The organism is Bacillus cereus G9842 (assembly GCF_000021305.1).
Taxonomy (GTDB): Bacteria; Bacillota; Bacilli; order Bacillales; family Bacillaceae_G; genus Bacillus_A; species Bacillus_A thuringiensis_S.
On the sequence record NC_011772.1, the window covers coordinates 1,424,398 to 1,437,762 of the forward strand.

The following is a 13,365-nucleotide window of genomic DNA, read 5'->3' on the forward strand; positions in this document are numbered from 1 at the left end:
ATATCTTGAGAAAACGTGATTTCCTTTCGAGGGAATCACGTTTTTTTGTTGAAGTATTAAATGAGGTGTTATATATGGAGAATGAAATGCTGGAACGAGTAGAACAATTAGAAGAAAAGGTTAAGAGGTTAGAGGGAGAACTTGCAAGAACGATGAAAGCTCGAAAAGTAAGTACCGTTAGAATGTTCGGGGAAGGGCTACTGTTTTTGATATTTGGTGTGGTTGTAGTAGGGCCGATTATTGCCGTTGTAATCTCAATTTTCACTTGGCTTGCTGAAAAATAAAATAAAAATAAAAAAGAACGCTTGTTCTATACGAACAAACGTGCTATACTCTCCTTAGATAAACAAAACGGAAATGATTTTAAGGAGAGATAAATGATGAAAATGACAGTAGACCAAAGATTTATGATGCCAGCAGATGTTGTAGAGCGAGTGGAAGTATTACGAAACAAACAAAGCAAGAATGGCACATTATTACAATCGGTAAATAAATTTTTCGGTTTAGATACGAAAGAAGATTGTGTTTGGTTTTACGGTTTTTATGGAGTGGCTGTAAGTATCTTGTTGTTTATGGTGTTCACTTCAAATATTTTCGATTTTCTCTTCGTGTAAGAAATATGCGATAAGGACGTTGCTACCGAATACATATATAAGGAAGTAAGGTAATCTTCTAGAGCGGGAGTTGGTAGCAATGGCGATGTTTCCTATAGAACGCAACTATATTGGATATGGAAGTTCACGGCCGGGGATTCCTCTGACTAAAGTGAGATTTATTGTAAGCCATGATACGGGGAATCCAGGAAGCAATGCGATAGGAAATCGAGATTACTTTAATGAATTACAACCGAAAGCTTCGGCGCATACATTTATAGATGATAAAACAATATTGGAGATTATTCCTATAAATGAAGTTGCGTATCATGTTCGATATGGTGTGCCGACGGATAATGACTTATACGGCTATGACGCGAATAAGGCGGCCATTGGAGTGGAACTTTGTTATGGCGGTGATGTTAACTTTTGGGAAGCATATAATCGTTTTACATGGTATCATGCGTATTTATGCCAAAACTTTGGCTTAAATCCGAAAAAAGATATCGTGTCACATAAAACGCTTGATCCAGCTAGAAAGATTGATCCTGAGAATGTATTAGGGAAACAAGGTATTAAATTTCAGCAGTTTTTAGCAGATGTCTATCGGATGTACGTTTCGTTTAGATGACAAATATATGAAAAATGAATACAATAAAGATAGGTACCTACTGCTGTAAGTAGGTTTTTTCTTGTTTTTATAAATAGTGTATTGGTAGAAGACTAGGAGTGGACGAGTATGCAGAAAGAAACAGTTATTATAATCGGAGGCGGTCCGTGCGGATTAGCGGCAGCGATTTCGTTGCAAAAGGTAGGGATAAATCCGTTAGTAATTGAAAAAGGAAACATTGTAAATGCCATTTATAATTATCCAACTCATCAAACATTTTTCTCTTCTAGTGAAAAATTAGAAATTGGTGATGTAGCTTTTATTACAGAAAATCGTAAGCCAGTTCGAAATCAAGCGCTTGCGTATTATCGTGAAGTAGTAAAACGTAAATCTGTACGTGTAAATGCTTTTGAGCGAGTGGAGAAAGTTCAAAAAGATGGAGGAGTTTTTCAAGTTGAGACGACAAAGTGTGACGGAAGTAAAGAAACATATATAGCGAAATATATTGTTGTAGCAACTGGATATTATGATAATCCAAATTATATGAATGTTCCAGGTGAGGGATTGAAGAAAGTAGCTCACTATTTTAAAGAGGGGCATCCTTATTTTGATCGAGACGTAGTAGTTATAGGTGGGAAAAATTCGAGTGTAGATGCCGCATTAGAACTTGTTAAAGCTGGTGCGCGTGTAACGGTACTGTATCGTGGAATTGAGTATTCGCCAAGCATAAAGCCTTGGATTTTGCCGGAATTTGAGGCGTTAGTACGAAACGGTACAATTCAAATGCATTTCGGGGCTCATGTGAAAGAAATTACAGAGCATACATTAACGTTTACAGTTGATGGTGAAGTTTATACAATCCAAAACGATTTTGTATTTGCGATGACTGGTTATCATCCTGATCATAGCTTCTTAACGAAGATGGGTGTTCAGATTGATGAAGAAACAGGACGTCCAATTTATACAGAGGATAGAATGGAAACGAATGCTGAAAATATTTTCATTGCAGGTGTCATTGCTGCTGGAAATAATGCAAATGAAATATTTATCGAGAACGGTAGATTTCATGGAGATGCGATTGCGCAAACCATTGCATCAAGAGAAAAATAAAAAGGAGTTGTCGAGAAAATCTCGACAACTCCTTTTTATTCGTGCATAAACATATTTTGAATGGATTCATGAGAATTTGTATTCTCTAATGCGACAAGTAATTTAATACGTGCTTTTTGTGCATTTAAGCCGTATGTGAATACAACGCCCATATCTTTTAAGTGTTTACCGCCACCTTCATACGAATATACGTCTTGAACGATACCGTTGAAACAGCGAGAAACTAATACGACAGGAATACCTTTATTTAATAATCGTTCTAGACTAGGAAGTGTTCTTGGAGGTAGATTACCTTGTCCGAGCGCTTCGATAACAATACCGTCTACAGGAAGATTTTCGATTGCTGCTAATAATGTATCATCCATGCCAGCATATGCTTTTAGAACAACTACATTTTTAGACACTGTGTTTATCGTATATGTTTCATGATGTACTAAAGCGTGATGGAAGACAACGCCGCGTTTTGTTACCATTCCAATTGGTCCGTATTGTGGGCTTTGGAATGTTGCGACATTACTTGTATGTGTTTTCGTTACATTTGTAGCGCAATGAATTTCGTCATTTAATACGACTAAAACACCTTTTTCTGCAGCTTCATCACAACTAGCAACCTTTACAGCTGATAAGAAGTTATATAGGCCGTCAGCACCTAATTCATTGCTAGAGCGCATTGCACCTGTCACAACGATCGGAATAGTTGCTTGTACTGTTAAATCTAAGAAATAGGCTGTTTCTTCTAATGTATCAGTACCATGCGTAATGACTACGCCATGAATGTTGTCTTGTTTTACTCTTTCATCAATGATGACTTGTAATTGTAACATTTCGCTCGGTGTCATATGGGGAGATGGTAAATGGAACACATCTTCAACGATTAAATCAACATCGCCTTCTAAATCAGGAATGAATTTTAAAAGAGGATTTTTTTCACCTGGTTGTACGACTCCAGTTTCTTTATCCTCCTCCATTGCAATTGTTCCACCTGTGTGTAAAACTAGGATTCTTTTCAATTCTTATACCCCTTTCAAGTAAAAAATACATTTAGAACATAACATGTTTTTAGTAAATTCGACAATGGAAATGTATAAAAGTATGCCTCGCAAATGACAATAAAATTAACTGCTATATGTACGATGTATAAAATTACGAAACGAGATGTGTAAATATAGTATAGGAGGGAGCAATTACGGTGGAAAAGATGGAGAGAATTTTTATTCGTATATTAATAATACAATTTATTTGTCTTTCTGTTGTGCAATTGTTATTTATACATAAGTCATCAGTGAAATATTTATCTAAAATTGTTTATTATGAAGGTGTCATGGTAAAAGACAAAGCGGAAATCTTACAGGTGAATAGGTAGTTTTCATTTTCTTCTATGAAGGATTATGCTACAATAATTGAGGATTTAATGACGTGAAGCAAATGAGAAGAAGCAGGGTGAACACCTGCTTTTCGTTTTGTTTTATAAGTGAAAAAATGAGGTGTTACAATGGATAAACGAATTTCAATTGCTATAGATGGTCCAGCAGCTGCTGGTAAAAGTACAGTGGCAAAAGTTGTTGCGAAGGAACTTTCTTACGTTTATATTGATACAGGCGCAATGTACCGTACGCTTACATATGCAGCCCTTGAACAAAAAGTAGATATTGAAAATGAAGAGCAGTTAATGGAAGTTGTAAGGAATGTAAATATTGAATTTCAGCAAGGAGAAAATACACAGCTTGTATTTTTAAATGGACAAGATGTTTCTGAAGTAATTCGTACACCTGATGTGACGAATCGAGTATCTATTGTAGCAAAGCATCGCCTTGTTCGTGAAGAAATGGTACGCCGTCAGCAAGATTTAGCGAAAAAAGGCGGTGTTGTAATGGACGGCCGTGATATTGGTACACATGTATTACCGGATGCTGAAGTGAAAATCTTTATGCTTGCTTCTGTTGAAGAAAGAGCGGAAAGAAGACATTTAGAAAATTTAAATAAAGGTTTCGATTCTAATTTAGAGCAGCTAAAAGAAGAAATTGCTCAGCGTGATAAATTAGATTCAGAACGCGAAGTTTCTCCACTAAAAAAGGCTGATGATGCATTGGAATTAGATACGACTTCTTTATCAATTGAAGAAGTTGTCCAAAAAATTATGAGTATTGTTTCAGGAGTGTTTGCGAAATAAAGAAAGGGGATGATCCCCTTTCTTTTTTGTTTAAATAGAAATGTAAAGGATACGTGAATTGTGAGTCTCTTTCCTTGACAAATGAGCTGATTTGTAAGAAGTTAGTTAAAGAGGAATAAAACTGTCAGAATATATTCGCTATTATATTTCAAAACATACTTTTTTCAAGCTGGTTTTGCTGTATACTATTTATATAGGTTTAATATATTTTCTTATGAATGGTATTGAAAAAAGTATGTGATGAGAAATTCTTAAACATGCAAATGAAAACTTTGTTTTCATTTCGTATATACATAAAAAATGCTTTGTCAATTCTGTAGGGAGGTATTTCCATGGTAGAGAAAATGAATGAAGAAGTTATGGATTCAAAAGAATTACAAGTTGGTGACGTTGTTACAGGTTCTGTAACGAAAGTTGAAGAGAAACAAGTGCTTGTAAATGTTGGATACAAAACAGATGGCGTAATTCCAATTAGTGAATTAGCTAACGTTCATATTGAAAAAGCAAGCGATGTTGTAGAATTAGATCAAACACTAGAGTTGAAAATTATTAAATTAGAAGAAGATGATCTTGTCTTGTCTAAACGTGCTGTTGATGCAGAAAAAGCATGGGTAGAATTACAAGAGAAATTTACTTCTGGTCATGTGTTTGATGTTACTGTAAAAGATATTGTGAATGGCGGATTAGTTGTGGATCTTGGGGTTCGCGGTTTTATCCCAGCTTCACTTGTAGAAGTACATTATGTAGAAGACTTTACTGACTATAAAGGTAAAACGTTAGCGGTGAAAATTGTTGAATTAGACCGTGAAAAAAATCGTGTAATCCTTTCGCATAAAGCGGTAGTAGAATTAGAACTAGATTCTAAGAAAAAAGAAGCAATTTCTTCATTAAAAGAAGGGGACGTTGTTGAAGGAACAGTGCAACGATTAACTGACTTTGGTGCTTTCGTTAACGTTGGTGGCGTGGACGGTTTAGTTCACATTTCACAAATTTCACACGAACGTGTAGAGCAACCTTCTGAAGTTTTAGAGCAAGGTCAAAAGGTTAAGGTAAAGGTGTTATCTGTTGATGCTGATACACAACGTATTTCTTTATCGATTAAAGCAGCTCAACCAGGACCTTGGGAAAACGTTGCTGGCGAAATAAAAGCTGGAGATATTCGTGAGGGCGTAGTAAAACGCCTTGTTACATTTGGTGCATTCGTTGAGATTTTACCTGGCGTTGAAGGACTTGTACACGTATCTCAAATTGCAAATCGTCACGTGAAAAATCCGAATGAAGTATTGGAAATGGGACAAGAAGTAAAAGTGAAAGTACTTGAAGTTCACGCAGCAGAGAAACGTATTTCTTTAAGTATAAAAGAAGCGCTTGAGGAAAATAATGTAATTGAAGATTATAGTCAGTATGAGCCAAATGCTGATTCTGCTACTTTCCAATTAAGTGATATTATTGGTGAACAACTGAAAAAATTAAAGAAATAATGAGGGGTACAAGTGGTAAGGGCAAAACGTAAATTAGATCATATTGAATACGCTCTTTCTACTGGTCAGTCTCGTACGCATGGCTTTCATGATATTGATTTTGTGCATCAAAGCTTGCCAAATTCAAATTATGACACAATAACATGTGAAACAAAAATCGGCGAACTTTCACTAAGTTCGCCGATTTTTATCAATGCGATGACTGGTGGTGGAGGAGAGAAAACGTTACATATCAATGAGCAATTAGCATATGTAGCGAAACAACATAACCTTGCTATGGCTGTAGGTTCGCAAATGGCGGCGTTAAAAGATGAAAGTGAGGCTGCTTCTTATAAGGTGATCAGAAAGGTAAACCCAAATGGTATTTTCTTTGCTAATTTAGGTAGTGAGGCAACTATCGAGCAGGCAGAGCGTGCCGTTGATATGATTGAAGCGAATGCATTGCAAATTCATTTAAATGTCATACAAGAGTTAACGATGCCAGAAGGAGACCGTGATTTTACTGGCGTACTTCAGCGTATTGAGAAAATTGTTTTAAATAGTAAAGTTCCTGTCATTGTAAAAGAAGTTGGATTTGGGATGAGTAAGGAAACAATGCAACAGTTAGCGAACGTAGGTGTAACGGCAATTGATATTGGTGGGCAAGGTGGTACGAATTTTGCTGCTGTTGAAAATGAAAGAAGACAGCGAATGCTTTCTTATTTTAATAACTGGGGCATACAAACAGCAACCTCGATTATTGAAGCAACCTCTACAAATAATAACCTCTCTTTTATTGCATCAGGGGGTATACAGACAGCGCTTGACGTAGCGAAAGCAATCGCATTAGGGGCGAATACAACTGCGTTTGCTGGTTACTTTTTACGTATTTTAATGCAAGATGGTATCGAGAAATTAGTGGATGAAATTGAGCTTCTACATACAGATTTGAAATTTATTATGACAGCTCTTGGTGCGAAGACGATAGAAGAGTTGCAATCTGTACCTCTTGTTGTAAAAGGTGAAACATATCATTGGTTAATGCAGCGTGGTATTGATACTGCGCATTATAGTAGGAGATAAAAAATCAACCGTTCGGTTGATTTTTTGTTTTCTTTTCTTTCTCGTAATATAAAGTGGAGAATGGAATTGGTATTTTATAAAAATTGTAATTGAAAAAAGGTTAAAAAATGAAGATGATTAGTTACTGGATTTTTGAGAGGACTTGCTTTTATAAGGGAAATAGGTGGGGGTAAAAGAAGTGATAGGAGGATATAGTACACAAAATATTATTTCAATATAAATAAAAATCATTAAAATGATTATGCAAAAGACGGTTTCGTACAACATCGAAACCGTCTTTTTGTATTAATTAGTGCTGGTTTTGTTTTCGAGCCTGCTCTGGTGTATCAAGTCCAGTTGCACCTGGATATTGTAGTGATTGATTACGATCAGATTCAACGCGGCGTGATTCTCGTAGTTTTCGTTCTTGGCGATCTTTACCCATAATAAATAACACCTCCTTGTTAAAAGTGTTGCTGTTATAAGAAAAAACTATGCGTAAATAAAGTGGATTAACTTTCATAAAAAGTTCCCATAATGGAAAACATAGGAGGTGAAGTTGATGGATGGAAGTACTTTTTATTTTGTAGCTTGGATAGGGTGGATCATCGTAACCTTTTTTATGAAAAAGGACCCTATTCGGTGGAAGTTAGGCGCTTGTATAATGATTTTTATAATTTGCTCTCCGTTACATGTAACGATTGCCTCATTCGTGGTATCAGTAAATGCTCTTCTACTTTGTATTATTTCTTTTATAGGAATTACGCTATATTCTGTTTGGAAAAAATTATATAGCTTACTTTCGGCACTTATTATTGCAATGTTATATACAAGTTTTCATTTGTTAGAAATATATGATCCGATTTGGATTGTGGTGGATAGAGTGTTTCTGCTAAGTAGTGCTCTTGTGTATGCATCGGTGTTATTGCATGGGGATCGCATATTACGATTATGTTCCCTATATGTAGGGATGTTACAAGGAGAGTTGCTAGTGACATTTATTTTTCGGAAATTGAATTTTCCATATGATTACGGTAGTTTAGCATTTTTTGATATCGTCGCCGTTTCTACATTATTCATGGCAGTATTGTTTTGGATTGCAAAAGCATCAGTATACATGGAACAGTTTAAGAGAAAAACACGTAAAAGAAAGGCGAGGGTAATGCATGACTGAATATACATCAGCCATTTTATGCGGCGTAATAGCGGGGACAGTTACAAGAGTGTTAATGCTTCGGACGGATACGCGGCAATATCCGACGAGGCTGCATGGGAAAATTATTCATATTGCAATGGGGTTAATTGCAGCTGCTTTAGGAGCGATTGCAATCCCGTCTATTTTGAAAAAAGATTTTTCTGCCATTACATTTCTTACGTTAGCGGCAACACAATTTCGTGATGTACGTAATATGGAAAGAAACACGCTTCAACAATTAGATGGATATGAGCTCGTACCGCGTGGAAATACATATATTGAAGGAATTGCATTGGTTTTTGAAAGTCGCAACTATTTGGCGATGTTAACGTCGTTTGCAACGACATTTGCGTATATAGGGTTCCGTTCATGGATTGCGGGAGTAATTATGGCTATAATCGCATTTTTTATTGCGAAAAAATTAATGTCTGGAAAAAGGCTACATGATCTTGTTGAAATTGAGCACGTGCCCCTTCGTTTTGAAGGGGCAGGACTGTATATTGATAATATTTATATTATGAATATTGGATTGCCGGCGAGGCAAGAAGAGATTATGAAATATGGCATGGGGTTTATTTTAAAACCGAAATCAATTGATGCGATGGTGACAATCTCAAATTTAGGGCAACGGCAAGCTGTTTTACACGATGTTTCGGTGGCGCTAGGGATTTATAGAGATTCTGGTACACCAGCGCTTGTACCGTTAGCAAAGCGTGATTTAGAGGATGGTAGGGTTGGAATTTTTGTCTTACCGCAAGATCAAGATGCAGAGAAAGCGATAAGTGTTATAGGAAATGTACCAACGTTAGAAAGTGCCGTCCATATGTCATCGGAAGCCCCGAAAGGAAGGGGAGATAAGAGATGATGTTAGAAAGCGTTATCCTGGCAGTTATTACAACAGCGCCAGAAAAATTTGCAGGTGGTGCTCCTTTATTTGTTTGTGAGTCGATGGAGGAACTAGAATTTGTTGCAAATAATTTAGAGGCAATTTTAGATGGTATTGCGCATCGCTTACAAGAGAATGTATATATTATTGTGAAACATTAGGAACGTGTGTTATAATGTGAGGTGTTTTGATACGTTGAGAAATATTCTGGAATGCAAATCCCTTCTTGCACAAAGAAGGGTTTTTTACATAATAAACAGAAGCAAGTTGAAAGGATGAAAGTATATGCCGAAACCAGTAATAGCAATAGTAGGCCGCCCGAACGTAGGAAAATCTACTATTTTCAATAGAATAGTTGGAGAAAGAGTTTCAATCGTAGAAGATATCCCAGGTATAACTCGAGACCGTATTTATAGTGCGGGAGAATGGTTAAATCATGAGTTTAACATTATTGATACAGGTGGAATTGATATTGGAGACGAGCCGTTCTTGACACAAATTCGTCAACAGGCGGAAGTTGCGATTGATGAAGCAGATGTTATCATTTTTATGACGAATGGTCGCGATGGTGTAACTGCAGCGGATGAAGAAGTTGCTAAAATTTTGTATCGTTCTAAAAAACCAATTGTACTTGCCGTAAATAAGGTTGATAATCCAGAAATGCGTAGTGATATTTATGATTTTTATTCATTAGGATTTGGCGAGCCATTCCCGATTTCAGGTACACACGGTTTAGGACTTGGTGATTTGTTAGATGAAGCTGCAAATCATTTTCCAAAGATTGAAGAAGAGGCGTATGACGATGAAACAATCCGTTTCTCTTTAATTGGACGTCCAAATGTAGGGAAATCATCGCTTGTAAATGCACTTCTTGGTCAAGAACGTGTAATTGTAAGTAATATCGCAGGAACGACGCGTGATGCTGTCGATACACCATATAGTAAAGATGATCAAGATTATGTAATCATTGATACAGCTGGTATGCGTAAAAAAGGAAAAGTATATGAAAGTACAGAAAAGTATAGTGTACTTCGTGCACTTAGAGCGATTGAACGTTCTGACGTTGTTTTAGTTGTTTTAGACGGAGAAGAAGGAATTATTGAGCAAGATAAAAAAATCGCTGGATATGCTCATGATTCAGGACGAGCTGTTATTATCGTTGTAAACAAATGGGATGCAGTGAAAAAAGATGAAAAAACAATGAAAGCATTTGAAGAAAATATTCGTGCTCATTTCCAATTCTTGGATTACGCACCGATTGTATTCTTATCTGCAAAAACGAAAAAACGTACACAAACGTTATTACCGGTTATCAATGAGGTAAATGAAAGCCATAGTATCCGTGTACAAACAAACGTATTAAACGATGTAATTATGGATGCGGTAGCGATGAATCCAACACCGACTCATAATGGTAGCCGTCTGAAAATCTTCTATGCGACACAGGTTGCGGTAAAACCACCGACATTTGTTGTGTTTGTAAACGATACAGAATTAATGCACTTTTCATATGAGCGCTTCTTAAAGAATCGTTTACGTGAAGCGTTCGGTTTTGTAGGAACGCCGATTCACATTATTGCTCGAGCAAGAGACTAATGGAGAGGATGTGATTTTATGACAAAAATCACAGTAGTAGGAGCAGGTAGCTGGGGAACAGCGTTAGCGATGGTATTAGCTGACAATGGACATGATGTACGTATTTGGGGAAATCGCTCAGAACTTATGGATGAAATGAATACGAAACATGAGAATAGTCGATATCTCCCAGGCATTACATTGCCAAGCACAATCGTAGCCTACTCTTCTTTAGAAGAAGCATTAGTAGATGTAAATACAGTACTGCTAGTAGTACCGACGAAAGCGTACAGAGATGTATTACAAGAGATGAAAGAAATTGTTACAGAACCGATTACTTGGATTCATGCGAGTAAAGGGATTGAACCTGGTACGTCAAAACGTATTTCGGAAGTGATCGAGGAAGAAATTCCAGAGAACTTAATTAAAGATGTTGTTGTATTGTCTGGACCGAGTCATGCTGAAGAAGTTGGTTTACGACAAGCGACAACAGTTACGTCTGCAGCAAAGCGTATGGAAGCGGCTGAGGAAGTACAAGATTTATTTATGAATAGTTATTTCCGTGTATACACAAATCCAGATATCGTTGGAGTTGAACTTGGTGGTGCGTTAAAAAATATTATCGCATTAGCTGCTGGTATAACTGATGGTCTTGGATTAGGTGATAATGCAAAAGCGGCATTGATGACACGTGGTTTAACAGAGATTGCTCGTTTAGGAAGAAAAATGGGCGGGAATCCGTTAACGTTTGCTGGTCTAACCGGTATGGGAGACTTAATTGTAACTTGTACAAGTGTTCATAGCCGAAATTGGCGCGCTGGAAATATGCTTGGAAAAGGACATTCTTTAGAAGAAGTGTTAGAAAGCATGGGTATGGTTGTGGAAGGTGTAAGAACAACGAAAGCTGCTCATGAATTGGCAGAGAAAATGGAAGTTGAAATGCCGATTACAGCTGCTTTATATGACGTGCTGTTCAATGGGAATAACGTAAAAGATGCGGTAGGCTCATTGATGGGACGTGTTCGAAAACATGAAGTGGAAGCTATACCTGACTTACTGTAAAGAAAAGCGACAGAAGTACATTTGTACTTCTGTCGCTTTTTTATTTTATGGGTCTTTTCACCATTTTTTTATTTTTGCATAGGATGAAGAGTAACTTGAGGAGAGGGTGAAAAGAATGGATAATAACATTTTTAATAATATTGAGAAGGAAGCGAAAGTAAATAAAGAGGATATTTTTAAATTAGCGTCATCCGTGCAAAATGCGAATTTACGTGATGAAACTGTACTTCGTCAATTAATTCATCAAGTGGCTCTTATGGCGGGACGTGAAGTGCCGAAAGAGCAAGAGGATCAAATTGTAAAAGCGATTATTAATAATAATATGCCAGCAGATTTTGGCTCGTTAAGCAAAATGTTTAAAAAATAAATTATGAGAAACAAAGAGTTTGTAGATTGCATATGATAGCCATGAAAGAATAGGAATAGAGCTGTTTTTGGGCATATTTGGTCAACCGAAGCGAGAGATACAATCGCTTCGGTTTTATTTTTATCTAGATTAGTGGAAAATGCTGAAAAACCTATTGATTAAAGTTACATATTCGTAATTTGTAGTAAAATGTTCTTTTTGTATTTGTTTAAAGATTTTAATTTGTTAAAATAGTATAAAAATAGATTAATAAAAAGGGGTGTGTATATGTCAGAAGGGCTTATGAAAATGTGGTTGGCTTTAGGGGCAATTGGATTTATGTTTTTTGCAGTAAGTTTTATTTTATTAAGTAGACATAAAATACAGAATAAATTATTGAAAGGGATTACAGCGTTAGTAGCGTACACCCTTATGGTTGTGTCAGGAATTGTTATTTTTCTTGTTGTATTTAGTGGACCTGTACAGCAGTAAATGGAATGGTCTCGAAAATACTACATACGGAGCAAGTTATATTAGTATGAAAAGGTGATGCTAGTGAAAAAAGTCCATATTATTTTAATATTTTGTTGTATGAGCCTTTTAACGGGGTGTCTGTATCCGAAAGAAAATATGAAGCAAAATGCGGTTCCTTATGAAGATCAGCTACAGGTTGTTCAAAAAGCTGTTGTGACATTTAAGGAGCAAAATGATGGGATATTGCCAATTAAGACGAGGGATATGAGTACACCTATTTATCAAAAGTATCCAATCGACTTTCAACAGATTGCCCCGCGTTACATACAAGAAGCACCAGGGAATGCATATGAAAGTGGAGGAGTATATCAATACGTATTAATAGACGTTGAAACAAATCCAACAGTAAAGTTAATTGATGTTAGGATGGCTGAACAAATTCAGGAACTATCTTTAAAGCTTAGGATGTATCGTGATGAACATCAATATCCACCTTTTAAAAAAGTAATTTCAGATGGTGTATATGAATTGGATTTTAAAAAACTAGGATATAAAGATGTGCCACAAGTGACAAGTCCATATTCTGGTAAAGGACTTCCTTTTGTAATTAATGAAAAAGGAGAAGTTTTTGTTGATTATAGAATCGACTTATATGACGCTTTGAAAAAAAATGAAGGGCAGTTTACGGAGGGAGAAGATATTCGAAATATACTTTCGAAAGGTTCCCCGTTTGTACCAGCTTATTCTTTACCGTACACAGTAAAGGACGGAGAACCAATTTTTTTAAAATCATAAGTCATGAACCTTTCTTTTAGTGAATAA

18 protein-coding genes are annotated in these 13,365 nt (G+C 36.3%); 16 read left to right on the forward strand and 2 right to left on the reverse strand.

Going from position 1 to position 13,365, the window contains the following annotated elements; translation table 11 throughout:
- Window positions 1-74 precede the first annotated feature (74 nt).
- The 4 genes from BCG9842_RS07190 to BCG9842_RS07205 all read left to right on the forward strand — a co-directional run bounded on the left by BCG9842_RS07190 (window position 75) and on the right by BCG9842_RS07205 (window position 2,313).
- The gene (locus BCG9842_RS07190) at window positions 75-284 is read left to right on the forward strand and encodes a hypothetical protein (RefSeq protein WP_000426765.1); all 210 of its coding nucleotides are present in this window, start codon (window positions 75-77) and stop codon (window positions 282-284) included.
- Between the two features lie 93 nt (window positions 285-377).
- Entirely contained in the window at window positions 378-614 is a 237-nt protein-coding gene (locus BCG9842_RS07195; protein WP_015945734.1) for a DUF3961 domain-containing protein, read from the forward strand.
- A gap of 79 nt (window positions 615-693) precedes the next feature.
- Window positions 694-1,224 (forward strand): peptidoglycan recognition protein family protein, encoded by a 531-nt coding sequence (locus BCG9842_RS07200; RefSeq protein ID WP_001240655.1) that lies wholly within the window; start codon window positions 694-696, stop codon window positions 1,222-1,224.
- 108 nt (window positions 1,225-1,332) lie between these two features.
- The gene (locus BCG9842_RS07205) at window positions 1,333-2,313 is read left to right on the forward strand and encodes a YpdA family putative bacillithiol disulfide reductase (RefSeq protein WP_001168517.1); all 981 of its coding nucleotides are present in this window, start codon (window positions 1,333-1,335) and stop codon (window positions 2,311-2,313) included.
- A gap of 35 nt (window positions 2,314-2,348) precedes the next feature.
- Here the strand turns inward: BCG9842_RS07205 and ansA are convergent, their stop codons facing one another.
- Window positions 2,349-3,323, reverse strand: coding sequence for an asparaginase (ansA, locus tag BCG9842_RS07210; protein WP_000822011.1), 975 nt, complete (start codon window positions 3,321-3,323; stop codon window positions 2,349-2,351).
- Window positions 3,324-3,502: 179 nt separating this feature from the next.
- Between ansA and BCG9842_RS31265 the strand changes: the two genes are divergently transcribed.
- From BCG9842_RS31265 to BCG9842_RS07225, 4 genes are all read left to right on the forward strand, one after another.
- Window positions 3,503-3,676 carry a YpfB family protein gene (locus tag BCG9842_RS31265; RefSeq protein ID WP_000413849.1) on the forward strand — a complete coding sequence of 58 codons (174 nt, stop codon included), beginning with the start codon at window positions 3,503-3,505 and terminating at the stop codon, window positions 3,674-3,676.
- 129 nt (window positions 3,677-3,805) lie between these two features.
- Window positions 3,806-4,483, forward strand: a complete 678-nt coding sequence (gene cmk, locus BCG9842_RS07215; RefSeq protein ID WP_000361254.1) for a (d)CMP kinase — start codon at window positions 3,806-3,808, stop codon at window positions 4,481-4,483.
- Window positions 4,484-4,815: 332 nt separating this feature from the next.
- The gene (rpsA, locus tag BCG9842_RS07220) at window positions 4,816-5,964 is read left to right on the forward strand and encodes a 30S ribosomal protein S1 (RefSeq protein ID WP_000229557.1); all 1,149 of its coding nucleotides are present in this window, start codon (window positions 4,816-4,818) and stop codon (window positions 5,962-5,964) included.
- A gap of 12 nt (window positions 5,965-5,976) precedes the next feature.
- Window positions 5,977-7,026, forward strand: coding sequence for a type 2 isopentenyl-diphosphate Delta-isomerase (locus tag BCG9842_RS07225; RefSeq protein WP_000251041.1), 1,050 nt, complete (start codon window positions 5,977-5,979; stop codon window positions 7,024-7,026).
- A gap of 289 nt (window positions 7,027-7,315) precedes the next feature.
- On the opposite strand, the gene BCG9842_RS30935 is transcribed toward BCG9842_RS07225, so the two are convergent.
- A complete protein-coding gene (locus BCG9842_RS30935) occupies window positions 7,316-7,450 on the reverse strand; it encodes a YpzI family protein (protein ID WP_000513902.1) in 135 nt (44 codons plus the stop codon).
- 117 nt (window positions 7,451-7,567) lie between these two features.
- Between BCG9842_RS30935 and BCG9842_RS07235 the strand changes: the two genes are divergently transcribed.
- The 8 genes from BCG9842_RS07235 to BCG9842_RS07270 all read left to right on the forward strand — a co-directional run bounded on the left by BCG9842_RS07235 (window position 7,568) and on the right by BCG9842_RS07270 (window position 13,338).
- Complete coding sequence (locus tag BCG9842_RS07235) at window positions 7,568-8,179, forward strand: YphA family membrane protein (RefSeq protein ID WP_000349104.1); 612 nt, start codon at window positions 7,568-7,570, stop codon at window positions 8,177-8,179.
- Window positions 8,172-9,065 carry a YIEGIA family protein gene (locus BCG9842_RS07240; RefSeq protein ID WP_000141605.1) on the forward strand — a complete coding sequence of 298 codons (894 nt, stop codon included), beginning with the start codon at window positions 8,172-8,174 and terminating at the stop codon, window positions 9,063-9,065. Before BCG9842_RS07235 ends, BCG9842_RS07240 begins: the two co-directional genes overlap by 8 nt.
- Window positions 9,062-9,247: a capping complex subunit for YIEGIA gene (locus BCG9842_RS07245; protein ID WP_000979048.1), complete on the forward strand. Its 186-nt coding sequence runs from the start codon at window positions 9,062-9,064 to the stop codon at window positions 9,245-9,247. Before BCG9842_RS07240 ends, BCG9842_RS07245 begins: the two co-directional genes overlap by 4 nt.
- 124 nt (window positions 9,248-9,371) lie before the next feature.
- Window positions 9,372-10,682 carry a ribosome biogenesis GTPase Der gene (der, locus tag BCG9842_RS07250; RefSeq protein ID WP_001125890.1) on the forward strand — a complete coding sequence of 437 codons (1,311 nt, stop codon included), beginning with the start codon at window positions 9,372-9,374 and terminating at the stop codon, window positions 10,680-10,682.
- Between the two features lie 18 nt (window positions 10,683-10,700).
- Window positions 10,701-11,723, forward strand: coding sequence for an NAD(P)H-dependent glycerol-3-phosphate dehydrogenase (locus tag BCG9842_RS07255; protein ID WP_000161783.1), 1,023 nt, complete (start codon window positions 10,701-10,703; stop codon window positions 11,721-11,723).
- Between the two features lie 115 nt (window positions 11,724-11,838).
- On the forward strand, window positions 11,839-12,090 hold the full coding sequence (locus BCG9842_RS07260; RefSeq protein WP_000369753.1) for a stage VI sporulation protein F: 252 nt from the start codon (window positions 11,839-11,841) through the stop codon (window positions 12,088-12,090).
- Between the two features lie 267 nt (window positions 12,091-12,357).
- Complete coding sequence (locus tag BCG9842_RS07265) at window positions 12,358-12,561, forward strand: DUF2768 domain-containing protein (RefSeq protein WP_001289007.1); 204 nt, start codon at window positions 12,358-12,360, stop codon at window positions 12,559-12,561.
- 63 nt (window positions 12,562-12,624) lie between these two features.
- Entirely contained in the window at window positions 12,625-13,338 is a 714-nt protein-coding gene (locus BCG9842_RS07270; RefSeq protein ID WP_000755479.1) for a hypothetical protein, read from the forward strand.
- Window positions 13,339-13,365: the final 27 nt, after the last annotated feature.